The 25,195-nt window shown below is 69.4% G+C and carries 25 protein-coding genes; 6 read left to right on the top strand and 19 right to left on the bottom strand.

Going from position 1 to position 25,195, the window contains the following annotated elements; all coding sequences use genetic code 11:
* Positions 1–62: 62 nt before the first annotated feature.
* Positions 63–917, top strand: a complete 855-nt coding sequence (locus ACFV9C_RS31445) for a LysR family transcriptional regulator (RefSeq protein ID WP_380199175.1) — start codon at positions 63–65, stop codon at positions 915–917.
* Here the strand turns inward: ACFV9C_RS31445 and ACFV9C_RS31440 are convergent.
* Genes ACFV9C_RS31440 through pyrR form a run of 9 tightly spaced genes read right to left on the bottom strand, consistent with a single transcriptional unit; the run spans position 896 to position 11,460 of the window.
* Positions 896–1,843, bottom strand: a complete 948-nt coding sequence (locus tag ACFV9C_RS31440) for a DUF4037 domain-containing protein (RefSeq protein WP_380199174.1) — start codon at positions 1,841–1,843, stop codon at positions 896–898. The genes ACFV9C_RS31445 and ACFV9C_RS31440 overlap by 22 nt on opposite strands.
* A gap of 13 nt (positions 1,844–1,856) precedes the next feature.
* Positions 1,857–2,696 (bottom strand): orotidine-5'-phosphate decarboxylase, encoded by an 840-nt coding sequence (pyrF, locus tag ACFV9C_RS31435; RefSeq protein WP_380199173.1) that lies wholly within the window; start codon positions 2,694–2,696, stop codon positions 1,857–1,859.
* Complete coding sequence (locus ACFV9C_RS31430; protein ID WP_380199172.1) at positions 2,693–3,739, bottom strand: quinone-dependent dihydroorotate dehydrogenase; 1,047 nt, start codon at positions 3,737–3,739, stop codon at positions 2,693–2,695. The genes pyrF and ACFV9C_RS31430 overlap by 4 nt, the downstream gene beginning before the upstream one ends.
* Positions 3,732–7,034: a carbamoyl-phosphate synthase large subunit gene (gene carB / locus ACFV9C_RS31425; RefSeq protein WP_380199171.1), complete on the bottom strand. Its 3,303-nt coding sequence runs from the start codon at positions 7,032–7,034 to the stop codon at positions 3,732–3,734. The genes ACFV9C_RS31430 and carB overlap by 8 nt, the downstream gene beginning before the upstream one ends.
* A complete protein-coding gene (gene carA, locus ACFV9C_RS31420; protein ID WP_380199170.1) occupies positions 7,034–8,167 on the bottom strand; it encodes a glutamine-hydrolyzing carbamoyl-phosphate synthase small subunit in 1,134 nt (377 codons plus the stop codon). The genes carB and carA overlap by 1 nt, the downstream gene beginning before the upstream one ends.
* Positions 8,164–8,649 (bottom strand): hypothetical protein, encoded by a 486-nt coding sequence (locus ACFV9C_RS31415; RefSeq protein ID WP_380199169.1) that lies wholly within the window; start codon positions 8,647–8,649, stop codon positions 8,164–8,166. The genes carA and ACFV9C_RS31415 overlap by 4 nt, the downstream gene beginning before the upstream one ends.
* Positions 8,646–9,938, bottom strand: a complete 1,293-nt coding sequence (locus ACFV9C_RS31410; RefSeq protein WP_380199168.1) for a dihydroorotase — start codon at positions 9,936–9,938, stop codon at positions 8,646–8,648. The genes ACFV9C_RS31415 and ACFV9C_RS31410 overlap by 4 nt, the downstream gene beginning before the upstream one ends.
* Positions 9,935–10,870 carry an aspartate carbamoyltransferase catalytic subunit gene (locus ACFV9C_RS31405; RefSeq protein WP_380199167.1) on the bottom strand — a complete coding sequence of 312 codons (936 nt, stop codon included), beginning with the start codon at positions 10,868–10,870 and terminating at the stop codon, positions 9,935–9,937. Before ACFV9C_RS31405 ends, ACFV9C_RS31410 begins: the two co-directional genes overlap by 4 nt.
* Positions 10,867–11,460 (bottom strand): bifunctional pyr operon transcriptional regulator/uracil phosphoribosyltransferase PyrR, encoded by a 594-nt coding sequence (gene pyrR / locus ACFV9C_RS31400; RefSeq protein ID WP_380199166.1) that lies wholly within the window; start codon positions 11,458–11,460, stop codon positions 10,867–10,869. Before pyrR ends, ACFV9C_RS31405 begins: the two co-directional genes overlap by 4 nt.
* Positions 11,461–11,665: 205 nt before the next feature.
* On the opposite strand from pyrR, the gene ACFV9C_RS31395 reads away from it, so the two are divergent.
* On the top strand, positions 11,666–12,181 hold the full coding sequence (locus ACFV9C_RS31395) for a transcriptional regulator (RefSeq protein WP_141851350.1): 516 nt from the start codon (positions 11,666–11,668) through the stop codon (positions 12,179–12,181).
* Between the two features lie 181 nt (positions 12,182–12,362).
* Here ACFV9C_RS31395 and nusB read toward each other — a convergent pair whose 3' ends face one another.
* Both nusB and efp read right to left on the bottom strand, forming a co-directional pair.
* Complete coding sequence (nusB, locus tag ACFV9C_RS31390) at positions 12,363–12,773, bottom strand: transcription antitermination factor NusB (RefSeq protein WP_380199165.1); 411 nt, start codon at positions 12,771–12,773, stop codon at positions 12,363–12,365.
* A 23-nt stretch (positions 12,774–12,796) separates the two neighbouring features.
* Positions 12,797–13,360, bottom strand: coding sequence for an elongation factor P (efp, locus tag ACFV9C_RS31385; RefSeq protein WP_380199164.1), 564 nt, complete (start codon positions 13,358–13,360; stop codon positions 12,797–12,799).
* A 300-nt stretch (positions 13,361–13,660) separates the two neighbouring features.
* Between efp and ACFV9C_RS31380 the strand changes: the two genes are divergently transcribed.
* Positions 13,661–14,527, top strand: coding sequence for a hypothetical protein (locus ACFV9C_RS31380; protein WP_380199163.1), 867 nt, complete (start codon positions 13,661–13,663; stop codon positions 14,525–14,527).
* Here the strand turns inward: ACFV9C_RS31380 and fxlM are convergent.
* The gene (gene fxlM, locus ACFV9C_RS31375; protein ID WP_380199162.1) at positions 14,505–15,620 is read right to left on the bottom strand and encodes a methyltransferase, FxLD system; all 1,116 of its coding nucleotides are present in this window, start codon (positions 15,618–15,620) and stop codon (positions 14,505–14,507) included. The genes ACFV9C_RS31380 and fxlM overlap by 23 nt on opposite strands.
* A gap of 2 nt (positions 15,621–15,622) precedes the next feature.
* Entirely contained in the window at positions 15,623–16,120 is a 498-nt protein-coding gene (locus tag ACFV9C_RS31370) for a MarR family winged helix-turn-helix transcriptional regulator (RefSeq protein ID WP_380199161.1), read from the bottom strand.
* A gap of 59 nt (positions 16,121–16,179) precedes the next feature.
* On the opposite strand from ACFV9C_RS31370, the gene ACFV9C_RS31365 reads away from it, so the two are divergent.
* Positions 16,180–17,070: an EamA family transporter gene (locus ACFV9C_RS31365; protein ID WP_380199160.1), complete on the top strand. Its 891-nt coding sequence runs from the start codon at positions 16,180–16,182 to the stop codon at positions 17,068–17,070.
* A 10-nt stretch (positions 17,071–17,080) separates the two neighbouring features.
* On the opposite strand, the gene ACFV9C_RS31360 is transcribed toward ACFV9C_RS31365, so the two are convergent.
* From ACFV9C_RS31360 to ACFV9C_RS31350, 3 genes are all read right to left on the bottom strand, one after another.
* Positions 17,081–17,674, bottom strand: a complete 594-nt coding sequence (locus tag ACFV9C_RS31360; protein WP_380199159.1) for a response regulator transcription factor — start codon at positions 17,672–17,674, stop codon at positions 17,081–17,083.
* A gap of 66 nt (positions 17,675–17,740) precedes the next feature.
* Entirely contained in the window at positions 17,741–18,178 is a 438-nt protein-coding gene (gene aroQ, locus ACFV9C_RS31355) for a type II 3-dehydroquinate dehydratase (RefSeq protein WP_380199158.1), read from the bottom strand.
* Positions 18,179–18,182: 4 nt separating this feature from the next.
* Positions 18,183–18,776 carry a TetR/AcrR family transcriptional regulator gene (locus ACFV9C_RS31350; protein WP_380199157.1) on the bottom strand — a complete coding sequence of 198 codons (594 nt, stop codon included), beginning with the start codon at positions 18,774–18,776 and terminating at the stop codon, positions 18,183–18,185.
* Positions 18,777–18,832: 56 nt separating this feature from the next.
* On the opposite strand from ACFV9C_RS31350, the gene ACFV9C_RS31345 reads away from it, so the two are divergent.
* On the top strand, positions 18,833–20,836 hold the full coding sequence (locus tag ACFV9C_RS31345) for a HelD family protein (RefSeq protein WP_380199156.1): 2,004 nt from the start codon (positions 18,833–18,835) through the stop codon (positions 20,834–20,836).
* Positions 20,837–20,914: 78 nt separating this feature from the next.
* On the top strand, positions 20,915–23,059 hold the full coding sequence (locus ACFV9C_RS31340; protein WP_380199155.1) for a DUF222 domain-containing protein: 2,145 nt from the start codon (positions 20,915–20,917) through the stop codon (positions 23,057–23,059).
* Between the two features lie 290 nt (positions 23,060–23,349).
* On the opposite strand, the gene ACFV9C_RS31335 is transcribed toward ACFV9C_RS31340, so the two are convergent.
* From ACFV9C_RS31335 to ACFV9C_RS31325, 3 genes are all read right to left on the bottom strand, one after another.
* Complete coding sequence (locus ACFV9C_RS31335; RefSeq protein ID WP_380199154.1) at positions 23,350–24,435, bottom strand: Gfo/Idh/MocA family protein; 1,086 nt, start codon at positions 24,433–24,435, stop codon at positions 23,350–23,352.
* Between the two features lie 78 nt (positions 24,436–24,513).
* The gene (locus ACFV9C_RS31330; RefSeq protein WP_380199153.1) at positions 24,514–24,930 is read right to left on the bottom strand and encodes a type II toxin-antitoxin system VapC family toxin; all 417 of its coding nucleotides are present in this window, start codon (positions 24,928–24,930) and stop codon (positions 24,514–24,516) included.
* Complete coding sequence (locus ACFV9C_RS31325) at positions 24,911–25,180, bottom strand: prevent-host-death protein (protein ID WP_380199152.1); 270 nt, start codon at positions 25,178–25,180, stop codon at positions 24,911–24,913. The genes ACFV9C_RS31330 and ACFV9C_RS31325 overlap by 20 nt, the downstream gene beginning before the upstream one ends.
* Positions 25,181–25,195 lie beyond the last annotated feature (15 nt).

Here is a 25,195-nt window from a genome sequence, read left to right as displayed (position 1 = left end):
AGGATCCGCTTCCGGAGGCCCGGCGCACAATGCGGCGTCCGGCGGATCTATACGCTGGAGTCATGGATATCCGGCAGCTGCGGTGCCTGGTGGAGATCGTGGACTCCGGCACCTTCACCGACGCCGCGATCGAGCTCGGGATCTCGCAGGCCGCGGTGTCGCGCAATCTGCTGGCGCTGGAACGCGAACTCGGGGTCCGCCTGCTGCATCGCACCAGCCGGTCGCTGACCCCGACCAGCGTCGGCGTTCGCGTCCTCGCCCGCGCGCGACACGTGCTGGCGGAGCTCGACGAGCTTGTCGCCGACGCGACCAGCGGGCACAGCCGGCTCCGCGTCGGGCATGCATGGTCGGCGTTCGGCAGCCACACGCGCGAGTTCCAGCGCCGCTGGGCGGCCGAGCATCCGGGCATCGAGCTGCAGCTGATCCGCACCAACACCCCGACCGGCGGCCTCGCCGAGGGCTTGTGCGACCTCGCGGTCGTCCGCAGCCACCTCGACCTCCGGCGCTTCGCGCACGTCCTGCTCACCCAGGAGCAGCGGTACTGCGCTCTGCCCGCCGACGACCCGCTCACCCGGAAACGGGCCGTCACGCTCGACCAGCTCCGGGACAGGACGCTCGTCATCGACCGGCGTACCGGAAGCACCACGGCCGATCTGTGGCCGGAGGACGCGCGGCCGGCGATCGAGTACACCCAGGACGTCGACGACTGGCTGGCCGCGGTGGCGTCGGGGCGGTGCGTCGGGATGACGCCCCAGGCCACGACGACGCAGTACCGGCGCGACGGCGTCACGTACCGGCCGGTGCGGGACGCGCCGCCGGTCGACGTACACCTGATCTGGCAGCGTGCGGACCCGCATCCGGCGACGCGGGCCGCCGTGGAGCTGCTCGGACGGCTCTACAGCAGCTCCACCAGCTGACGGCGGTCAGCGGGGCGCCAGAAGGCGTCGCGGACCTGCTCGATCCCGCCGACGCGCCAGCGCTCGAAGATCCGCAGGACGTCCGGGTCCTGGATCTGGGCGGTGAGCTCGCCGATGAAGTCGCCCCACAGGACCTTGAACGGCCGCCCGCACATCTGCTCCACGCCGAGCGTCACCGGTTCGGTGATCCCGAGCCGGTTGTGCAGCTCACCGACAGCGGCGTACACCGCCAGCAGCGCCTCCTCGCGCTCCTGCCACGTACCGGCGCGCAGCACCGCGCGCAGCAGCGGCTCCAGCGCCGGACCGCACGACAGCTGACGGAACGCCGTACCGAACCATTTGGAGTACGGCGCGTAGGTGCGCTCCAGCAGGAAGCACAGCTGCATCAGGTCGTGCACGAGCCGTGCCCCGATCAGCGACGAACCAAGCTCGTCGCCGACGTACCCGACGCGACCGACCAGGTTCATCTCCGGGTGCACGCGCCACCAGGCGACGAGCATCAGGTAACGCCAGAGTTCGTCCGGGTAGTACGCCAGCCGGTCACGGACCGCCTGCAGGCCGAGGTCGTCGTGGAAGACATCGCCCGCGGTGTGCTGGCGAAGGATCGACTCCGGAAAGGTCAACCAGTCCATCGGCCTCAGCTCGGCGTCGACGTCGAAGGACAGCTGCTTGCGGAAGTAGTCGCGGATCGTGTGCACCTCGACGAACGCGGCCCGTCCCTCGAACTCCGGCGGGACCTGCACCTCGAGATCACCGTCGGCGAACAGCAGCACGCGGGCTTCGCAGTTGTGGTCCGTCGACATCTCGTCGTCGAACCCGAGCACCTCCGAACCACGCCCCAGCAGCGCCGCACTGTGCGGCACCTCGACCTGCGGCCCCACGACGTCCCGGTAGAACCGCCTGCACATCTCCAGCCCCGAACCCATGCGACGAGGGTACTCAGTAGCCGAGGACCGCCCGGTACGCGTCGTTGGCGCGCTCGGCCGCGTCCTGCAGGGCCTTGGCGTCCGGGCCGGCGCCGAGGATCTCGCGGGAGCTGGACGGGACGACGTTGCGGACCGCCGTACCGAAGACCTTCGTCAGGCCCTCGGCGGTGCCGCCCTGGGCGCCGAGACCGGGGGCGAGCAGCGGGCCGCCGATGTCCAGGTTCTCCTCGGTCGAACTGATGGTCGCGCCAACGACCGCGCCGAACGAGCCGAGGCCGTCCGCGTCCGCGTTCAGCTCCCGCAGGCCGTCCAGTACGGCGCCTGCGACGGTAGAGCCGTCCGCCGTCCGGGCGGACTGGAACTGCGGGCCTTCCGGGTTCGACGTGAGCGCGAGCACGAACAGGCCGGCGCCCGCCTCCCGCGCCTCGTCGATCGCGGGCTGCAGCGAGCCGAACCCGAGGTACGGGCTGACCGTCAGCGCGTCACACGCCAGCGGGCCTTTCTCGGACAGGTACGCCGACGCGTAGCCGGCCATCGTCGTACCGATGTCGCCGCGCTTCGCGTCGATGATCACCAGCGCGCCGGCGTCACGGAGCCGGATCGTGGCCTGCTCGAGTACGGCGACCCCGGCCGAACCGAACCGCTCGAAGAACGCGGACTGCGGCTTGAACACCGCGACCCGGTCGGCGAGCGCGTCGACGACGCCGTACGTGAACGACGCCAGGCCCTCGGCGGTGTCCGGGAGGCCCCAGGCGTCCAGCAGGTGGGCGTGCGGGTCGACGCCGACACATAGCGGGCCGCGGGTGTCCATCGCCGCGCGCAGGCGCGCGCCGAAGGGTTTGTTGTTGCTCATGGCAAGCTCCTGTTGATCTGGCGGATCAGTCCTGGGCCGCGGTAAATCAGTCCTGTGTAGATTTGAACGAGGCTGGCGCCGGCATCGAACAACCTCAGCGCATCTGCCGGGTCGACGATCCCTCCCACACCGATGACAGGTAGTGCTCCCCCGGTCTCGTGGTGGATGTGAGCGATCACCTTTGCGGAGATCTCCGCCAAGGGTCTGCCCGAGAGGCCTCCGGTCTGCTTGGCCAGCGGGTGGGATTCGACGCCGGGGCGGCCGATCGTGGTGTTGGTGGCGATGATGCCGGCGACGCCGGTGGAGGTGCAGACCTGGAGGAGTTCGTCGATCGCCGTGGCGGTCAGGTCGGGGGCGATCTTCACCAGGATCGGCTTCGGGGCCAGGCCCGCGACGGTCAGGGCTTGTGCTTCGGCGTGGAGAGCGGTGAGGAGTTCCCTGAGGTGGCCGGCGTCCTGGAGTTCGCGGAGGCCGGGGGTGTTCGGGGAGCTGACGTTCACCGCGAAGTAGTCGCCGTACCGGTAGAGGCGACGGAGGGACGTCACGTAGTCCTCGACCGCCTGGTCCAGCGGGGTGACCTTGGACTTGCCGATCGAGATGCCGAGCGGGTAGCCGAGCTCGCCGTACGCCGCCAGCCGGTCGGCCAGGGCGGCGCTGCCGAGGTTGTTGAACCCCATCCGGTTGATGATCGCTTCCTGCTCGACCAGCCGGAACAACCGCGGCTTCTCGTTCCCCGGCTGTGGATGCGCGGTCACCGTCCCCACCTCCACGAACCCGAACCCGAGCGCCGGCCACGCCCGCAACGCCACCCCGTTCTTGTCCATCCCAGCGGCAAGCCCCACCGGCGACGGGAACCGCACCCCGAACACCGTGCGGGGTGCGGTCGAGCCGAGCAGGCGAGCGCCGGCGCGCGGGGCACCGGGGACGCGGCCGAGGAGGCGGAGGCCGGCGAGCGTCTGCTCGTGCGCGACCTCCGCATCTCCACGCCCCAACCGGTAAAGGACAGGCCGTACCACCCGCTCGTACAACGAACGGTCAGACACCGTGGATCCTCGGGATCCAGTCTTGGAGGGAGCGGACGGCGATGTCGCCGGCGCGTTGGGCTTCGATCCCTTGGACGGCGGCGGCCAGGCCCTGGACCGTGGTGATGCAGGGGATGTTGCGGGCGACCGCCGCGCTGCGGATCTCGTACCCGTCCAGCCGTGGCGAACCGCCCTGGGTGATGCCGATCGGGGTGTTGACGATCAGGTTGAGCTCGCCGTCCTGCACCATCTGGACGATCGTCGGCTCCCCGTTCGGCCCCGGACCCTGGCTGCTCTTCCGCACCGTGACCGCCTCGACCCCGTTGCGCCGCAGTACATCGGCCGTGCCCTCGGTCGCGTAGATCTGGAAGCCGAGATCCGCCAGCCGCTTGACCGGGAAGATCATGTGCCGCTTGTCCCGGTTCGCGACCGAGACGAACACCTTCCCGGCCGTCGGCAGCGGCTGCGACGCCCCCGCCTGCGACTTCGCGAACGCCGTACCGAACGTGTCGTCGATGCCCATCACCTCGCCGGTGGACTTCATCTCCGGCCCCAGCACCGTGTCCACCGACGCCCCGTCGATCGTCCGGAACCGGTTGAACGGCATCACGGCCTCCTTCACCGCGATCGGCGTCGACGCCGGCAGCGTGCCCCCGTCACCAACCGCCGGCAACAAACCCTCCGAGCGCAACGAAGCGATCGACGCGCCCAGCATCACCCGGGCAGCCGCCTTCGCGAGCGGCGTAGCGGTCGCCTTCGACACGAACGGTACCGTCCGCGACGCCCGCGGGTTCGCCTCCAGCACGTACAGCACGTCACCGGCCAGCGCGTACTGCACGTTCAGCAGCCCCCGTACGCCGACCCCCCGCGCGATCGCCTCCGTGGACCGCCGGATGTTCTCGATGTCGGCGTTCCCGAGCGTGATCGGCGGCAGCGCGCACGACGAGTCGCCCGAGTGCACGCCGGCCTCCTCGATGTGCTCCATCACGCCGCCGAGGAACAGCTCGTTCCCGTCGTACAGCCCGTCGACGTCGATCTCCACCGCGTCGTCCAGGAACCGGTCGACCAGCACCGGGTGCTCCCACGACCCGGAGCCGGCGCTCAGCCGGTCCAGCGCCGCGCTGAGCTCGGCGGAGCTGTACACGATCTCCATCCCGCGACCGCCGAGCACGTACGACGGCCGGACGAGCACCGGGAACCCGATCTCCTCCGCGACCTCGTGCGCCGCCTCGGCCGACATCGCCGTACCGTGCTTCGGCGCCGGCAGGTTCGCGTCCGCCAGCACCTTCCCGAAAGCACCGCGCTCTTCCGCGAGATGGATCGCCTGGGGCGACGTCCCGACGATCGGTACGCCGGCGTCCGCGAGCCGCTGCGCCAGTCCGAGCGGCGTCTGCCCGCCGAGCTGGACGATTACGCCCGCGACCGGTCCGGCCTGCATCTCGGCGTACACGATCTCGAGCACGTCCTCGCAGGTGAGCGGCTCGAAGTACAACCGGTCGGACGTGTCGTAGTCGGTCGACACCGTCTCCGGGTTGCAGTTCACCATGATCGTGCAGTACCCGGCGTCGCGCAGCGCCATCGATGCGTGCACACACGAGTAGTCGAACTCGATCCCCTGCCCGATCCGGTTCGGCCCGGAGCCGAGGATCAGTACGGCGGGGGTCTCGCGCGGTGCCACTTCTGTCTCCTCGTCGTACGACGAGTAGTGGTACGGCGTCTCCGCCTTGAACTCGGCCGCACACGTGTCGACCGTCTTGTACACCGGCCGGATCCCGAGCGCCTGGCGGACCCCGCGGACGACGTCCTCGGTCAGCCCGCGGATCTCGGCCAGCTGCAGGTCCGAGAACCCGTGCCGCTTCGCGAGCTTGATCACCTCGGGCGTCAGCCGCGGCGCGGCCGCGACCTGCAGCGCGGTCTCGTGGATCAGGTACAGCTGGTCCACGAACCACGGGTCGATCTTCGTGGTGTCGAAGATCTGCTCCGGGGTCGCCCCGGCCCGGATCGCGTCCATGATCGTCCGCAGCCGGCCGTCGTGCGGCGTCTTGATTGCCTCCAGCAACGGGCTGAGTTCGGCCGGCTGGCCGGCCCAGGAGAACCGGGCCTCCGGCTTCTCCAGCGAACGCAGGGCCTTCTGCAGCGCCTCGGTGTAGTTGCGGCCGATCGCCATCGCCTCGCCGACGCTCTTCATGTGCGTGGTCAGCGTCGCGTCCGCGGCCGGGAACTTCTCGAACGCGAACCGCGGCACCTTCACCACCACGTAGTCCAGCGTCGGCTCGAAGCTGGCCGGGGTCTGCTTGGTGATGTCGTTCGGGATCTCGTCCAGGGTGTAGCCGATGGCAACCTTCGCGGCGATCTTCGCGATCGGGAACCCGGTCGCCTTCGACGCCAGCGCCGAGGACCGCGACACCCGCGGGTTCATCTCGATCACGATCAGCCGGCCGTCGGCCGGGTTCACCGCGAACTGGATGTTGCAGCCGCCGGTGTCGACGCCGACCTCGCGGATGATGCCGATGGCCAGGTCCCGCATAACCTGGTACTCGCGGTCGGTCAGCGTCATCGCGGGCGCCACCGTGACCGAGTCGCCGGTGTGCACGCCCATCGGGTCGACGTTCTCGATCGAGCAGATGATCACGACGTTGTCGGCCTTGTCGCGCATCACCTCCAGCTCGTACTCCTTCCAGCCGAGGATCGACTCCTCGATCAGCACCTCGGTGGTCGGCGACGCGTGCAGCCCGGCGCCGGCGATCCGGCGCAGGTCGGCCTCGTCGTACGCCATCCCGCTGCCGACGCCGCCCATCGTGAACGACGGCCGGACGACCAGCGGGTACCCGAGCTGCTCGGCGGCGCCCATCACGTCGTCCAGCGTGTGACAGATCACCGAGCGCGCCACGGAGGCGCCGAGCTTCTCGACGATGTGCTTGAACGACTCCCGGTTCTCGCCGCGCTGGATCGCGTCCACCGACGCACCGATCAGCTCGACGCCGTACTTCTCCAGGACGCCGTTGTCGTGCAGCGCGATCGCCGCGTTCAGCGCGGTCTGCCCGCCGAGGGTGGCGAGCAGCGCGTTCGGGCGCTCCTTCTCGATCACCTTCTCGACGAACTCCGGCGTGATCGGCTCGACGTACGTCGCGTCCGCGAACTCCGGGTCGGTCATGATCGTGGCCGGGTTGGAGTTCACGAGCACCACGCGGAAACCCTCTTCGCGCAGTACCCGGCACGCCTGGGTCCCGGAGTAGTCGAACTCGCAGGCCTGGCCGATCACGATCGGCCCGGACCCGATGACGAGCACCGAATCGATGTCTGTACGACGTGGCATCAGGCCCGCCCCTCCATCAGCTCGACGAAGCGGTCGAACAGGTACGCCGAATCGTGCGGACCTGCTGCCGCTTCAGGGTGGTACTGGACCGAGAACGCAAGCACCCGGCCGTCGTGACCGGTCAGCTTGAGCCCCTCGACCACGTTGTCGTTGAGCGAGATGTGCGACACCTCAGCGGTTCCGTACGGTGTCTCGACCGTGCCGTCCAACGGCGCGTCGACGGCGAACCCGTGGTTCTGCGCGGTGATCTCGACCTTCCCGGTCGCGCGGTCCAGCACCGGCTGGTTGATACCGCGGTGCCCGTACTTCAGCTTGAACGTGCCCAGCCCGAGCGCCCGCCCGAACACCTGGTTGCCGAAGCAGATCCCGAAGTACGGCTTGCCGCGCTCCAGCAGCTCCTTGAGCAGCGTCGTCGGGTGCTCGGTGGTCTCCGGGTCGCCCGGTCCGTTGCTCATGAAGATGCCGTCCGGGTTCACCGCCAGCACCTCCTCGAGCGTCGCGGTCGCCGGGAGCACGTGCACCTCGATGCCGCGTTCGGCCATCCGCTTCGGCGTCATCGCCTTGATCCCGAGGTCGAGCGCGACCACGGTGAACCGGCGCTCACCATCGGCGGGCACGACGTACGGCTCGAACGTCGTCACCTCGGACGCGAGGTCGGCTCCGACCATCGGCGGCTGCTCGAGGACCTTCTTCAGCAGTTCGCCGGCGTCCAGGATCTCGGTGGAGATGCCGGCCCGCATCGCGCCGCGTTCGCGCAGGTGCCGGGTCAGCGCGCGGGTGTCGATCCCGGAGATCCCGACGATGTCCTGCGCCTTCAGCTGGTCGTCGAGGGACCGGGTGGCGCGCCAGTTCGACGGCACCCGGGCGGGGTCGCGGACGACGTACCCGGCGACCCAGATCTTCTGCGACTCGTCGTCCTCGTCGTTGATGCCGGTGTTGCCGATGTGCGGCGCCGTCTGGGTGACGATCTGCCGGTGGTACGACGGGTCGGTCAGTGTCTCCTGGTACCCGGTCATCCCGGTGGTGAACACCGCCTCGCCGAACGTTTCCCCGGTCGCCCCGTAGGACGTGCCGGCGAAGGACCGGCCGTCCTCGAGGACCAGCAGCGCCGGCTTCTGGGCGAGCTGACTCATTGTGCTCCGATCAGAGTCGAGATGGATTCGGTCAGGGCGGCGGTGTCGGCCTTGCGGCGGGGCCGGAACCCCGTGTCCAGCGAGCGGCCGTCGTGGGTCCAGGTGACCACCACCAGGCCGGACTTCTCCGCGGTCACCTTGCCGGCGATCCCGCGGTCGGTCCGGACGCCGGTGAGGTGGCCGACCGGGATGAACACGTCCGCCGCGCCCTGCCGGTGGAAGATCAGGCCGTCCGCGCTGACGGCCAGGTCCGCGATGCTGCGGACCCCGAGTTCGTGCACGGCGATCCGGTCCATCCAGTCGCCGGCGCTCGTCGTGGCCACGTACACGCCCTCGACGCCGCGCGTGTCGCTGTCAGGTGCCGAGGGCAACGGTGCCAGACCGGCCTGCCGGGCCTGGCGGTTCCGCCAGCCCCGGTACATCCCGAAGTACCCCGCCGCCAGCACCAGCAGCGTGCCGAGAATGCCCAGTGCGGCCTTCATCGGGTGAGCTCACCGTCCAGGACGGTCGGCACACCCCGCAGGAACGTCGCGACCACCTTGCCCGGCAGCGTCATCCCCTCGAACGGCGTGTTCCGCGACAGCGACACCGATTCCCCGGGTACGACGGTCCGCTCGACGCGCGGGTCGTACAGCACCACGTTCGCGGGCGCACCGACCTCGAGCGGCCGGCCGTGGTCCGCGATCTGCCCGATCGCGGCCGGCCGGTAGCTCATCCGGTCCGCGACCTCGGCCCAGGTAAGCAGCTCGGTGTCGACCATCGCGTGCTGTACGACGCTGAGCGCCGTCTCGAGTCCCGTCATACCGAACGCGGCCGCGCTCCACTCGCAGTCCTTGTCCTCGACCGGGTGCGGCGCGTGGTCGGTGGCGACGATGTCGATGGTGCCGTCGGCCAGGCCCTCGCGGACCGCCTCGACGTCCTCCTTGGTGCGCAGCGGCGGGTTCACCTTGTACACCGGGTTGTACGAGGCAGCCAGGTCCTCGGTGAGCAGCAGGTGGTGCGGCGTCACCTCGGCGGTCACCTCGAGCCCGCGGCGCTTGGCGGCGCGGACGATCTCCACCGAGCCCTTGGTGGACAGGTGACAGACGTGCAGCTTCGAGCCGACGTGCGCGTTCAGCAGGATGTCGCGGGCGATGATCGCCTCCTCGGCGACACTCGGCCAGCCGGTCAGGCCGAGGACGCCGGACAGCGCGCCCTCGTTCATCTGCGCGCCCTGGGTCAGCCGCGGCTCCTGCGCGTGCTGGGCGATCACACCGTCGAACGCCTTCACGTACTCGAGCGCGCGGCGCATCAGCGCGGCGTCCCAGACACAGTCGCCGTCGTCGGAGAACACCCGCACCCGCGCGGCCGAGTCCGCCATCGCGCCGAGCTCCGCGAGCTGCGTGCCCTTCCGGCCGACGGTGACCGCGCCGATCGGGTACACGTCGGCGTACCCGGCGTCCCGGCCGAGCCGCCAGACCTGCTCGACCACACCGGCGGTGTCGGCGACCGGGTCGGTGTTGGCCATCGCGAACACCGCGGTGAACCCGCCCTTCGCCGCGGCGCGGGTGCCGGTGAACACCGTCTCGGCGTCCTCCCGGCCCGGCTCGCGCAGGTGCGTGTGCAGGTCGACGAGTCCGGGCAGCGCGACCAGCCCGGCGGCATCGATCGTCTCGGCACCCTCGGGCTTGGACAGTCCGGTGCCGACAGCAACGATCTCGCCGTTGTCGATCAGCAGGTCCGCCACCTCACCGCCCAGTACGCGCGCGCCGGTGATCAGGTATGCGGTCATGCCTTCTGCTCCTCTTCGTTACTGCCCGACAACATCAGATAAAGGACGGCCATCCGGATGGCCACGCCGTTCGTGACCTGTTCGACGATCACCGAGCGGGTGGAGTCGGCGACCTCGGCGCTGATCTCCATGCCACGGTTCATCGGGCCGGGGTGCAGCACGATCGCGTCGTCCGGCAGTTGCGCCATCCGGTACCGGTCCAGGCCGTACCGGCGGCTGTACTCGCGGGCGCTCGGGAAGAACGCGTCGTTCATCCGCTCCCGCTGCACCCGCAGCATCATCACCGCGTCGCTCTTCGGCAGCACCGAGTCGAAGTCGTACGACGTGGCGCACGGCCAGTTGCTCATGTCGACCGGCAGCAGCGTCGGCGGGGAGACCACGGTGACCTCGGCGCCGAGCGTGGACAGCAGCAGGACGTTCGACCGGGCGACCCGGGAGTGCAGGACGTCGCCGACGATCGTGATCCGGCGGCCCTCCAGCGAGCCGAGGTGGCGGCGCATCGTGAACGCGTCCAGCAGCGCCTGCGTCGGGTGCTCGTGGGTGCCGTCGCCGGCGTTCACGACCGAGCCGGTCATCCAGCCGGACTTCGCCAGCAGGTGCGGCGCCCCGGACGAGCCGTGCCGGCAGACGACCGCGTCGGCGCCCATCGCCTGCAGCGTCAGCGCGGTGTCCTTGAGGCTCTCGCCCTTGCTCACGCTGGAGCCCTTGGCGGAGAAGTTGATGACGTCCGCGGACAGCCGCTTGGCGGCCGCCTCGAACGAGATCCGGGTCCGGGTGGAGTCCTCGAAGAACAGGTTCACCACGGTCCGGCCGCGCAGCGCCGGCAGCTTCTTGATCGGGCGGTCGGCCAGCGACCGCATCTCCTCGGCGGTGTCGAGGATCAGGTTCGCCTCGCCGCGGCTCAGGTCCGCGGCACTCAGCAGATGCTTCACTTCGCCCCCTTGTCGGCGATCAGTACGGCGTCTTCTCCGTCGAACTCCGTGAGGTGCACAGTGACGCGTTCCACAAGGGACGTCGGCAGGTTCTTGCCCACGTAGTCGGCGCGGATCGGCAGCTCCCGGTGGCCGCGGTCGACCAGGACGGCGAGCTGTACGGCGCGCGGGCGGCCGATGTCGCCGAGCGCGTCCAGCGCGGCCCGGATCGTCCGGCCGGAGAACAGCACGTCGTCGACCAGCACCACGACCTTGCCGTCGATCCCGTCCGCCGGGATGTCGGTGTGCTCGAGGCCGCGGGGAGGTTTCAGGCCGATGTCGTCGCGGTACATGGTCACATCGAGTGACCCTGTGGGCACGCTCTGCCCTTCTACCGCCTGGATCCGGGCGGAGACGCGCTCTGCCAGCGGTACGCCGCGGGTGGGGATGCCGAGCAGGACGACCGGGTCGGCGCCGCGGTTCCGCTCGAGGATCTCGTGGGCGATCCGGGTCAGTGCCCGGGAAATGTCGGAAGCGTCGAGGACCTCGCGGCTGCTGCGATTCGGCGGCTGCGTGATCTCGGGGTGCTCTGCGCTCTGGGCAGGGCTCATCGCTACCGTTCCTCCTTTCCTGCCTCTCTGGACAGGTCTTTAAAGGACGTTCGGACCGCTTGACATGGTAACCGAAGTGACACGCCGTCTTGACGCTGGCCTACGCTCCGGAATATTGTTACTCTGTGTAATCGAGGGGGGTTTCAAGACCCGGCCCGTTCCGGCAGGCCGGACCGAACGAAACTAGTTGGAGGGAAGAACCAGCGTGCCTAGCGAATACGCGAAGACACTGGGTGGCAAGCTACGCGCCATCCGCCAGCAGCAAGGACTGTCGCTGCATGGTGTGGAAGAGAAGTCCAAGGGTCGCTGGAAGGCGGTCGTCGTCGGCTCGTACGAGCGTGGCGATCGGGCCGTCACGGTCCAGAAGCTCGCGGAACTCGCCGATTTCTACGGCGTGCCGATCCGTGAGCTGCTCCCTGGAAACGCCAGCGCGGCCGCTGCGGCTGCCGCTCCGCCCCGGTTGATCCTCGACCTGGAGGCCCTGCAACACCTCGACGCGAGCGAGGCCGGTCCGCTGACGCGGTACGCGGCCACGATCCAGGCTCAGCGTGGGGACTACAACGGAAAGGTGCTGTCGATCCGTCAGGACGACATGCGCACGCTCGCGGTGATCTACGACGAGTCGCCGACGACGTTGACCGAGCGCTTCATCTCCTGGGGTGTCCTGAACCCCGAGGCGAAGGGTGACGTCGAGGAGTCGTCCGAGGCAGCCGGCGCCTGATCACCAGGTGAAGGCACTTGACGGTCGGGGCTTGTAGCAGCTGGCCCGCGGCCGCCCGCCTTCTCCACCTGCACCATCTCATCGCACTGCAGTACCCGCACAGAGCGGCCCGGGACCGTACCGAGACGGTCACCGGGCCAGGTAGCACCAGCAAGAAAGAGGGACTCGCCCCCTCGGGGTCTCAGAGACCCAGTGTCGGCTTCAGCTGCAGCAGTCTCGCCAGCAGCCCGTTCACGAACGCCGGGGACTCGTCGGTCGACAGGTCCCGCGCCAGCGCCACCGCCTCGCTCACCGCGACCACGTCCGGGACCTGGTCGTCGTACAGCAGCTCGTAGGCACCGATCCGGAGGATGTTCCGGTCGACGGCCGGCATCCGGTCCAGGGACCAGCCCACCGAATGCGTCTCGAGCAGTTCGTCGATCTGCTCGGCGTGCTTCGCCACACCCTCGACCAGCGCCACGGTGAACTCGTTCACCGGCGGGTCGTTGTCCGCCACCCGGTCGGCCAGGGTGCCGCCGACCGGCAGCCCCCTGACCTCGGACTCGAACAGCACGTCCAGCGCGCGCTTGCGGGCCTTGCTACGGGCAGACATGTTCGGTTGTCAGCTTTCGGTCGTCAGGAGTTGACGCGGCCGAGATAGTCCCCGGTCCGGGTGTCCACCTTGACCTTCTCGCCAGTGGTGAGGAAGAGCGGCACCTGGATGTCGTAGCCGGTCTCCAGGCGGGCCGGCTTGGTGCCGCCGCTGGACCGGTCGCCCTGCAGGCCGGGCTCGGTGTACTCGACGAGCAGCTCGACCGAGGCCGGCAGCTCGACGTACAGCGGGAGGTCGTCGTGCACGGCGACGATCGCGTCCTGGTTCTCCAGCAGGAAGTGCACGGCGTCGCCGACCACGTCCGGCTGCAGCTGGATCTGGTCGTACGTCGACTTGTCCATGAACACGTACGCGGACCCGTCGTTGTACAGGTACGTCATGTCACGCTTGTCGACCGTGGCCACGTCGACCTTCACGTCGGCGTTGAAGGTCTTGTCCACCACCTTGCCGGACAGCACGTTCTTCAGCTTCGTCCGGACGATGGCGCCGCCCTTGCCCGGCTTGTGATGCTGGAACCAGACGACGGACCACAGCTGCCCGTCCAGGTCGAGCACCATGCCGTTCTTGAGGTCGTTCGTCGTTGCCACGCGGGTATGCCCTTCGAATTCGATCAGCGGTCAGAGTGCGTCCGAGGTCCCAGCGCCGTAGCGAGCAGGTGCTCGGTGCGGTGCATCGGCGTGCGGGGGCGAAGGGTTCGATGCGGAGCATCGTGGCCTTTGCCCCCGTGCGGCGAGGTGCCGTGCCGAGTGCCGCGCAGCAGGCGGTGGGGCCTCGGACGCACTCTTACACCGGATTGTAGCGGTCACACCCGGTTTCCTCCGATTCGGCGGACCTCGGGTGGGCTTAGGCTGGCAGTCCAGACCGCGTGATGGGCAGGAGGCCGGGCGATGACGCAGTTCGTGATCTTCGTCGTGGTGATGATCGTGCTGAGCCTGATCACCAAGGCACGGCAGCAGTCCAACCGCGGCAACAACAACGCCAAGCAGGCCGCCCGCGTGCAGGCGCTGGTGCAGAAGATGCAGGCACAGCAAGGCGGCAACCAGCCGATCCAGTTCCAGGGGCAGTTCACCCAGGCCGCCGGCCAGGGCGGACCGCCGCCCGCGCCGCGAGCCGGGCAGCCGACGTTCCCGGCCCAGCCCGGGCTCCCGGTGCAGGCCGGGAGTCCGCAGGGCAGCCAGCAGGCCGCGGCCGTCCTCCAGCAGCTCCTACAGAGCGGCCGCCAGCCGGCCCGCCCCGGCGAGTGGGCTCCCCCGGGTCAACGGCCCGCGCAGCCGGTCGCGCCGTACCAGGCGCCCGGCCAGTTCCAGCCGGCCCAGTACCCGATGCAGTACAACCCCGGGCCCTACCAGCCGCCGTCGCACCGGCCGCCGCAGAACCACCTGCCCGCCACCAAGCAGGACGTGGACGCGAGAGTGCGCGAGCTGATGAACGCCGGCAACGAGGTCGGTGCCGTCCGGCTGCTCGGCGAGGAACGTGAGCTCGGCCTCCTCGAGGCCCAGCGGTACGCACGCTCCCTCGTCGCGCCGCAAACCTCGGCCACACAGGGGAAGGCGGACGAACCCGACGAGGACGACAGCCGGTACGTCGGCTCGGCGGCGTTCGCGGAGTCGATCTTCAACCTCGACGACCGCGACGAGAACGTCTGGGCGAGCGGCTGGGTGGACACGCCCGAGCCGGAGGACCGCTCCGACATCGACGAGCTCTGGCAGACCGTCAGCAACCCACCGCGGCCTACGCCTCCCACTGCACAGTGATGTAGCTGTGCCGTCGGGCGATGTGGAATCCCGGCGGTAAGGCGGCCCCTATGGCATGCACCTGGAACGTCGGATGCTGCCCCTGCCACAAGCGCAGCTGCTCAAGCACGCGGTCGATCAACACGTGAGCCTCTGGCCCGTGAGCACTGCAACCGAGCTCGACCTGCGACCTACGCCGCCCGGGCCGCCTCGACAAGTAGGCCAGGCTGTCCGCCGTCGCGACAGCCGCCACCCCTTCGCCATCCAGCACGCAGTACCCGGACAAGTTGCACGCCAGCCACAGGTACAGGTCCAGCAACGGCTCCTCACGATGCACCTGAAGCCCTGACCACTCCCGCTCCCGTCGCAGCTCCAGTACGTCGCCCTTCGGATGCGGCTCGTCCTCCTGGTCCTCGTCGTACGTCAGCCCGTCCTCGTACCGCTCGTAGTGCGCCCCCGCCCCCTGCATGCTGACGAACCCGCACATCGTCGTGGACCTGCTCTCCAGGTGCTCGTCCAGCAGGTCGAACGCCACCGACCGCGTCTGCCCGCGGACCCGCAGCGGTACGACGATGCGCCCGCCCGGCCGGAGCTGCCGCACCCACGCGGGCGCGACCTCCCACGCGGTCACAGTCACCACGATCCGGTCGTACGGCGCCCGCGCGGGATCCCCGAACTCGCCGTCGGCCTGGACGACGGCCACATCGCCGTACCCGGCCTGATCGAGGAACGCCCGCGCCCGCCGGGTCACGTCCGCGTCGATGTCGACCGTGGTCACCGCACCGTCCGGACCGGCCAGCTCCCGGAGCAGCGCGGCGTTGTAGCCTCCGGACCCGATCTCCAGCACCCGGTCCCCCGGCCGGATCGCGGCCTGCCGCAGCATCAACGCGATGATGCTCGGCTGCGACACCGAGCTGGTCAGCACCCCGGTCCGGTCCTGCTTCATCGGTACGACGTCGTCGGCGTACGCGACCTCCAACGGGACGTGCGGGACGAACAGGTGCCGCGGTACCGCCTGGAACGCCTCCGCGATCCGTGCGTCGTGGATCGTGCCAGCCGCGGTCAGGTGCCGGACGAGGGCCGTCCGCAACGAGTCCGCGCCGGCGCCGGTCATGATCAGTCCCGCTTGTCCCCGAGCGATTCCAGCAACGTCCGCAACAGCCCCGCCAGCTGGTCGCGCTCGGCCTTCGACAGGCCGGTGAGCAGTTGCGTCTCGGTGTCGACGTGGGTCGGCAGCACCTTGTCGATCAGCTCGAGCCCTTCCGGCGTCAGCGTCACCTGGACGCCGCGACGGTCGGTCTCGCTGGGCGCGCGGGTGACCAGGCCGCGGGCCTCCAGCCGGTCGAGCCGCTGGCTGATCGCGCCGGACGTGACCATCGACGAGTGCATCAGTCCGGCCGGGGTCAGGCTGTGCTCGGGGTTGCTGCGGCGCAGTGTCGCCAGTACGTCGAAGGACGCGCGGTCGAGGTCGTGCTTGGCGAAGTTCCGCCGGAGCTCGGCGTCGAACAGCGCACCGAGCCGGCTCATCCGGCCGATGATCCCCATCGGCGACGCGTCCAGGTCGGGTCGTCGCGCGCGCCACTGCTCGAGCACCAGGTCGACGTGATCTGCCATCCACTCAGCTTAGCGGTGAGAGATTTGAGTTTATCTTAGGGCTGAGATATTTTATCTTAGTGCTAAGCAATCGACGCACCCTCATCCTGCTGTTCACGGCGATCGCGCCGATGTTCTGGGGTACGACGTACCTGGTCACCACCGAGCTGCTCCCGCCGCACCGTCCGCTGCTGGCCGCGTTGTTGCGCGCATTGCCGGCCGGACTGTTGCTGGTCGCGATCACCCGCGTCCTGCCGCGCGGCAGCTGGTGGTGGCGCTCGCTGGTCCTCGGCACGCTCAACATCGGCGCCTTCAACGCACTGCTCTTCGTCGGCGCCTACCGGCTGCCTGGTGGCGTCGCTGCAACGGTCGGCGCCATCCAGCCGCTGCTTGTCGCACTGTTGTCCGCAGCACTGCTACGGCAACGCCTTTCTCTCCACACCGTGCTGACTGCGATCGCCGGCATCTTCGGCGTCGGCCTTCTGGTGCTGCGGGCGAGCGCACAGCTCGATGTGCTGGGCGTGCTGGCTGCCGTCGGCGGTGCGGTTGTGATGGCGTTCGGCGTCGTACTCAGCAAGCGTTGGACGTCGCCGGCTCCCCTACTGGCCACTACTGGCTGGCAGCTGGTCGCCGGTGGGCTCGTACTGCTGCCGATCACCTTCCTGGTCGAAGGATCGCTGCCTGACTTCACCCTGCGGAACGTTGCGGGCTACGCGTACCTCGCACTGTTCGGTTCGGCCGTCGCGTATGCCCTGTGGTTCCGGGGGCTCCGGGAACTCGCTCCTACCGAGGTCACGTTCCTGGGTCTGCTCAGCCCGGTCGTCGCGACCACGCTGGGCTGGCTGGTTCTCAACCAGCACCTGACTGCACTGCAGGCACTAGGCGGCCTCATCGTGCTGGCAGCGCTCATCGGCGCGCAGATCCGCCGTACGCCTGTCGCTACCGAGAAGACGCGAGTGCTTGTCGGATGAAGATCGGGTATTAGATCAAGCCCTGGCGCAGGGCATAGGCAACCGCGTGCGAGCGGTTCCGGAGTTGCAGGCGGCTGGTCACGGCGTGCAGGACGTTCTTGACCGTGCGCTCCGAGTAGGACAGCTCGCGGGCGATCTCCTGCGTATCCTTGCCGTCAGCAACAAGTCGCAGTACCTGCGTCTCGCGGTCGGAGAGGCCCGCGTTCGGCAGTCTGCTGACGGGCGGAGTTTGCCCGAGGAGGCGGCTCAACAGGTGCGTCGGCAGGCCCCCGTCACCCGCGGCGGCCGCCTGCACCAGGTGCACGATCCGGTCCGCGGTGGCTTCGGTACGACGCAGTACGCCGGACACGCCCAGCTGCATCGCCGTCATCAGCGCGTCGTCGTCGATCGAGCTGCCGATCACGACGATCCGGCGGCACCCGCGCTCCGTCGCGCCCCGCAGTACCTGCACCGCGACGCCGTCGAGGGCGTCGACGGCCACCACTGCGACCACGTCCGGACCAGGCTCGTCGGTCAACGAGAGCTCCGGGCTGCGCTCCAGCGCATGCACCAGCCCGAACTGCGACAACGGGTCAAGCGTCCGCACCCAGACCGGAATCGTCATCCTCGTCCCCCATCGCGCCGCAGAGTGATACCCACACTCAGCCTGATGCCCGATGAGGCACGTTGGTTACGAATCCAGCGAGGTCAGTGCGCGGAGTGCGAGCCGGTACGAGTCCAGGCCGAAGCCCGCGATGGTCCCGGTCGCCACCCCGGCGACGACGCTGGTGTGCCGGAAGTCCTCGCGGGTGGCCGGATTCGTCAGGTGGATCTCGATCAGCGGCGCGGTCCGCTGCGCGATCGCGTCCCGCAGCGCGTACGAGTAGTGCGTGAAGGCGGCCGGGTTCAGTACGACGGGAGTCCGGTCGTCGGCCGCCTCGTGCAGCCAGCCGACCAGCTCCGCCTCGTCGTCGGTCTGCCGGACGTCGACCTCGAAGCCCAGCTCCGCCCCGGTCTTCGCGCAGACGTCGGTCAGCTCGGCGAACGTCGTCGTCCCGTACTTCTCCGGCTCCCGCGACCCCAGCCGCCCGAGGTTCGGCCCGTTCAGTACCAGCACTCGCTTGCTCACGCCATCACCCTAGGGCATACCCTAGTCGCTCGAACGCCTGCTCGGCCTCGGCGACCGCGGTCGGGTAGCGGGCGTCGGCGGACTGGCCCCGCGAGATCGCCGACCAGTTCCGGTACGCGAGGATGCGACGGGTCGAGAGCAGCTGCGCGGCCAGCAGCTCGGCGTCCAGGTCACCGCCCAGCGCCTCGGCGAGGGCGCGCTCGTCGTCGTCCATGAACTCGCGCAGCCGGGTCGCGAGGGCCGGCGTACCGAAGACGAGGTTGTAGTAGGCAACGACCTGGGGAAGGTCGTTCAGCCCGGTGGTCGGCTCGCGGTTGGCGAGGCCGGTCAGGAAGTACGCCCGGAGCGCCGCGGCCGGCGGCTCCGCCGACGCCTCGACCACCCGGGCCGCCTCCCGCCGGTGGTCCTCGATCCGGTGCATGACCAGGTCTTCCTTGCTCGGGAAGTACTTGAACAGCGTGGGCTTCGAGACCTCGACGACGGCCGCGATGTCGGCCACCGGCACCGAGTAGAAACCGTGCTTGACGAACAGCGCGATCGCCGCCTCCGACAGGGCGTCGTGCGTCTGCTGCTTCTTGCGCTCGCGAAGTCCGGCCATGGCGCTATGTTAACCTAGGCAAAAGATTAACTCAGTTAAGGTTTTGAGGAGTCCCGATGCGAGACCTCGAGGAGGAGCGTGCGTACGCCGGCCACTGCCGGGCGGCGCTGCGTCGGATGGTCGCGGGCGCCCGCGAGAACGTCGCCGTCGGCGAGCACACCTGGGGCGACCGGTACACGGCCGAGCGGCTCGGGTACTACCTGAAGACGCTGGCCCGGGACATGGGCGAGGAGGGTGACAACCCGCCGTTCTTCGGCGTGATCTGCTACGGACCCGACGCCGGCGAGCACACCAGGCAGACCTACTACCTCGGCCGCAGGCACATCTCGGACGCGATCGGCCGCCCGCCGATGGTGATCGACTGGCGCGCGCCGGTGTCGGCCGCGTTCTACCAGGCGTCCGCCGTCGAGCCGCGCGGGATCGCCACCCGGCGCCGCTTCGGCTGGTCGGCGAACACGCTGACCAGCTTCGAGGACGAGCACCTGCGGAGCGGCGCCCCGCCCGGCGCGAGGTCCGGCGCGAGGCCCGGCGCGAGGCCCGGCGCGAGCGACCTGGTCCGGCGCGAGATCGAGCGCGCCCGGGTCGGCCCGATGCGGGACATCGTGGCGACCATCCAGCCCGAGCAGGACACGCTGGTCCGGACCGACCTCGACGTGTCGGTCTGCATCCAGGGCGCACCGGGCACCGGCAAGACAGCGGTCGGCCTGCACCGCGCGGCGTACCTGCTGTACGCGCACCGCTCCCGGCTCCAACGGAACGGCGTCCTGGTCCTCGGTCCGAACCAGGCGTTCCTGCACTACATCTCCGCGGTGCTACCGACGCTCGGCGAGGTCGACGTCGAGCAGACCACGATCGAGCGCCTGCTGGACCGCGAGGTCCGGGCGACCGACGAGCCGGCCGCGGCGGCGATCAAACACGACCTCCGGATGGCCGCCGTACTGCGGGACGTCGTGTACCGGCGGATCGGGCGGCCGGAGCAGGCCGTCGTGGTGGCCGACGAGTCGTACAAGTGGCGGGTGAACCAGCACGAGTTCGCGGAGATGGTCGCGGAGACGCGGGCCGACACGACGACGTACCTCACCGGCCGGGAGCGGGTGATCGCGCGGATCGTCGCCGCGCTGCAACGCCAGGCCGAGGCCCGCGGGCAGAACTGCAACAGCGTCTGGCTGCGGCGGATGGCCCGCGCTGTCACGCCGTACGTCGAGACCGTGTGGCCGCTGCTCAAGGCCGACGAGGTGCTCGCTTCCCTGCTGAGCGATCCTCGCGCGGCGGCAGCGCTGACGCCTCAGGAGCAAGAGGCGATCGCGTGGCCGCGGCCACGGAAGGTGAAGACGGCGCGGTGGACGGCGGCGGACGCGGTGCTGCTCGACGAGCTCGGTGCGCTGCTCGAACGCGGACCGACGTACGGGCATGTGATCGTCGACGAGGCGCAGGACCTCTCCCCCATGCAATGCCGGGCGATCGCACGGCGCAGCGACCACAACTCGATCACGGTGCTCGGCGATCTCGCCCAAGGTACGACCCCGTGGGCCGCCGCCGACTGGCGCTCACAGCTCACCCACCTCGGCAAGCCGACCGCCGAGATCGTTGCCCTGAGCACCGGGTACCGCGTCCCGGCCACCGTGGTCGAGCTGGCCAACCGACTACTTGGGGCCCTTGCCGTCGACGTGCCGCCGACGCACTCGTTCCGCTCGGACGGCGAGCTGACGATCACCCAGGTCGACGACCTCGCCGCCGGCTGCGTCGGCGCCGTACGACGGGCCCTCGTACCTGAAGGCTCGATCGGCGTGATCGCCGCCGACCACCAACTTCCTGCCCTCACCGACGCGCTCAAGGCAGCCGGGATTGAGGTGTCAGCCGCGGACGGCGACGGCCGGGTAGCAGCGGTGCCGGCGACGCTGGCGAAGGGCCTGGAGTACGACCACGTGATCGCGATCGAACCAGCCGAGATCATCGCCGCCGAACCCCGCGGCCTCCACCGGCTCTACGTCGTACTGACCCGCGCAGTGTCCCGCCTCGACATCCTCCACCACGACCCCGTACCACCGGAACTCAGCTGACCGCAGCTCGACCTCGCGGCGAACGCGGACGAGCAGCCGGAAATTGCTTAGATCGAACATTTGTTCTAATATAGGCACATGACCACAGAGTTGATCGGCGCGTGCGCCGCCCCGCGGAAGACTGCCTCGCCGCAGCCTTCCGCGGGCGGGCAAGGTGCTCTGGTGTCCGCAGCTCTGCTGTCCGCGGATCTGCTTGCAGACCTGTTGCCGCCTGATGACGCGTACGACACCGATTTCCTGGACGGTCTGCATGACATGGACGGTTCGTGTGTGCCGCGATATGTGGACGAGGAAGACGTTCTGTACGGCGACCTGCCGGCACTGTCACGTGTCGACGCCCGCGATTGGGAGGAGTGGGCCGGGGTCGAGCAGGACGAGGCCGAGCGGGTCATGCTGGAGCTGAAGGCACCGGCGTGGGTGTTCCTGCCGCCGGGAGCCGAATTGGCCGCGGAACTGGAGAGGCTGCGTCCGCAGTGCGAGTCGCCGGTCGCGTTGATCGAACTGATGAAAGCCGCGACCCGGATGGAAGCCTGGGCCGCCTCGGTCAGGACCACTGCGACAGCCTCGTTCGTCCGGCAACGCAAAGCCCAACTCGCCGAGGTTCCGCGCCCTGGCCAGGTCGACTCCTCGGGCCGCCCGATCGACCCCGAACGGTCCTGGGCCGCCGAGATCGGCGCCGCTCAGCACCTGTCCACGGCCACCGCCGCCCGGCACATCGACACCGCACTGCACCTGACCGGCACCCTGACCGCCACGCACCGCGCGCTGCGCTGCGGCGCCGTCTCGTTCTCCAAGGCACTGGCCATCTCCGAGGCCACCCGTGCGCTACCTGACGCCGCTGCCAAGGAAGTGGAAGCCCACGTGCTGAAGCGAGCCGCGGGACAGACCCACCGGAACCTCAACGAGTCCCTGCGCCGCCAGGTCGCCAAACACACCACCCGCGAAGACACCGACCGCCACCGTGACGCCGTCCGGGACCGCACCTGCAAGATCGTCCCGCTCCCGGACGGCATGGCCGGCCTGTGGGTCGTCCACACCGCCGACAAGATCCAGAGGATGTGGATCGTCATCCAAGCGATGGCCGACCTCGCCAAACGCGGCGCCCCCACCACAGCCAACGTCACAGTTGCGGCAGACACCCCCGCCACCACAGATACCACAGATACCACCCCGAACAGTGCGGCGGCGAGCGCGCCGGACAGCGGATCAGGCAGCGCGCCGGACGGCGCGTCAGGTCTGTGTGGCGGCGTACCCGCTCAGCGTCCCAGCACCAGCGGTTCTACTACGCCCACCCGAGCCACCGGTTCACCCGCTGCGGCCACTGCTGGAACTGAGGCAGGAACTGGAACCGACCCCACCATCGAAGCCCCACGACGACAACCTCCCGAACCCACCGATCCCGCCGGCCCCACCGATCCCGCCGATCCGGCCGGACCCACCGATCCGGCCGGACCCACCGATCCCGCCGATCCCGCCGATCCCGCCGGACCCACCGGACCCGCCGGACCCACCGATCCCGCCGGACCCACCGGTCCGGCCGATCCCGCCGGTCCGGCCGATCCTCCCCGTTCCGCGCGGGACGAACGGCTCGCGCCGCAACGGCGCGCCGACGTCGTCGCCGGCCTGTTCGACCACATGCTCCACAACGGCCTGGACTGGCTCGGCCGCCGGCTGCCCGACCAGCACCGCAGACGGCCCCACATCGAGATCACCGTCCCGATCACCACCTTGCTCGGGGCGGACGATGACCCCTGCGAACTTGCCGGCTACGGGCCCATTCCCGCCGAGATCGCCCGCCGCATCGCCACTGGCGGCACTTGGAGACGCTTGCTGACCGACCCCACCAACGGCACTGTGCTCGAGGCGTCCACCACCCGCCACGACCCCGGTGCGGTCGTCACCGAAACCCTGCTCGCCCGGCATCCCGTCTGCGTCTGGCCCGGCTGCAACCGGGCGTCGCGAGCGTGTGACCGCGACCACGGCACCCCGTTCGCTCGCACCGGGACGACCAGCCTGACCGGACTCGCACCGTACTGCGAGTATCACCACGTCATCAAAGACACCAGAGCATGGGGCTGGTCCACCACCAACCACTCCGACGGCTCAGTCACGCTCACCGCACCCACCGGCCATAGGTACACCACCGTCCCACCAGCTCGCGGACCTATCGCCAAACAAGCACCCCCACCAGCCGGGACGGCACACGGCCCGCCGCCCTTCTGAGATGAACTGACACGAACACCCAGTGACACCCGTGGTGAGGCACGGGTTGTAGCCACCGGGCAGACGCCCTGCAGACCCGTGCACCACCCATCTGCGGTGCCGACGGACGCTGCTGTGCATTCAGTTGCCCCGGCGGACCACGGTGCGTGTCTAGGGACCAGGGTGCGTGCCTAGGGACCACCGTGCGTGCCTTGGGACCACCGTGCGTGCCTAGGGACCACCGTGCGCGCCTAGGGACCACCGTGCGTGCCTAGGGACCACGGTGCTTGTCTAGGGACCACCGTGCGTGCCTAGGCGGACCAGGGTGCGCCGGGGCCGCCCATGCGGTGGGCGTAGGGGGTGCCGGGGGTTAGGGCGCCGCGGTGGATCGGGGTGTCGGTGAAGGCGGAGGCGTAGATGGCGGCGGCCAGTTCAAGGGTGTTGCGGGCCTCGGTCAGTGAGACCGGGAGCGGGTTGCCTGCGGACTTGGCGTCGAGGATCGCTGTCAGCTGGGCGGTGTGGCCGCTGGCGACGTCGGGGAGGTCGGTGGACCAGGCGGCGGTGACCTCGTCGTGGCCGGGGGCGGGAGTGATCGTCCAGTCGGCGTTCTGGTAGCCGTACAGGTGCTCCAGCTCGAGCGTCGCGTTCTCGCAGTCGAAGCGGAGTTGGGAGGTCTGCCGGGCGGAGACGAGCGAGTTGACGATCGAGGCGACCGCTCCGTTCTCGAACGTCACCAGCGCCATCGACACATCCTCGGTCTGGGTCGGACGGGCCTGCCGCGCCGCCAGCGCGGTCACCTTCTGCCACGGGCCGAGGATCGACAGCAGCAGGTCGTACTGGTGGATGCCGTGCCCCATCGTCGGCCCGCCGCCCTCGACGTCGAACGTGCCTCGCCACGGCGCCGCGAAGTACTCGTCGTCGCGGTACCAAACGGTGTTGCACAGGGCAACCAACGGTCGGCCGAGTACGCCGTCCGCGAGCAGCTCACGCAGCCGGACCGCGCCGGAGCCGAAGCGGTGCTGGAACACGCAGGCGATCTGCGCCGCGGACTTCTCCTCGGCCGCGATCAGCGCGTCGAACTCGTCCAGCGACAGCGTCGGCGGCTTCTCCAGGTACACGTCCACATCCGCCGCGAGGCACTCCGTCGCGAGCGGCACGTGCGTGCTGGGCGGCGTACACAGGTGAACCAGGTCGACCTGTCCGGTGGCCAGCAGCTCCGTGAGGGTCGAGTACGTCGCCGGGATGTTCCACTGCGCGGCGAACTCCTTCGCCCGGTCCAGATCGACGTCGACGGCCGCGACCAGCTCGGCCCGGTCCGCCAGCGCGGCCACGGCACCGGCATGCGCACCGGCGATCCCACCCGTGCCGACGATCGCGACCTTGCACTTCTCACTCATACGGGAAAGCCCTTTCCGAGGCGTCCCCAGCACCCTAACCGATCTCGCCGTACGCCGCGACAACAGGCTCAGGCCCGGCTACCCGAGCGACTTCGGTCTTGTCACCGGCACGACGGTGAGCAGATCGTCGAGGCCCTTGAAATCGTCCGGATTCGTCGTGAAGAGAGGGATGTCCTCGGCGATGGCGATCGAGGCGATCATCAGGTCTGCGACACGGCGCCGGGGCTTGCGCCCTACGCTGACGACAGCGGCACAAACCCGGCCGTAAACACGAGCATCCTCTGCGTCGAAGGGGATCGGGTCGAACTCGTTCTCGGCACGTTGCACAACGTCCATCCGCCGGGCACGCTCTGCGTGTTCGTCGTAGTCGTCCCGCTCGTGATTGCCGCGGACCTCGTGAGGGCCGGCCGAGAGCTCGGCGAGCGTGATGGCGCTGATGGCCATCTCCGACGGAAGCTCGGAGGGATCGATCCACTTACGCACCGTGCGGATCATCCAGGAACTGGGCGAAGGTGGCGTCCTGGTCTTCGCGGAAAGCTTCGACTGAGTAACCAAGGCTCGTCCGGGACATGGCTGCGAACTCGGCGCGCGGGACGAAGCGTCGCGACCGAGGCGAAGGGATCAGCGCGCCAATCCGGTGACCGTCACGCGTCATGGTGAAGGAGTGTCCGCGCTGGAGCGCGTCCATGATCTCTTCGGACTTCGTGCGCAGATCATGCTCTGTGACCTCATTCAGTCCGGCCACAGCACTCCAATCATT

The organism is Kribbella sp. NPDC059898 (genome assembly GCF_042730855.1).
Taxonomy (GTDB): domain Bacteria; phylum Actinomycetota; class Actinomycetes; order Propionibacteriales; family Kribbellaceae; genus Kribbella.
Note: the sequence above shows the minus strand (reverse complement) of the source record. Positions and strands in the feature narration are given on the sequence as shown.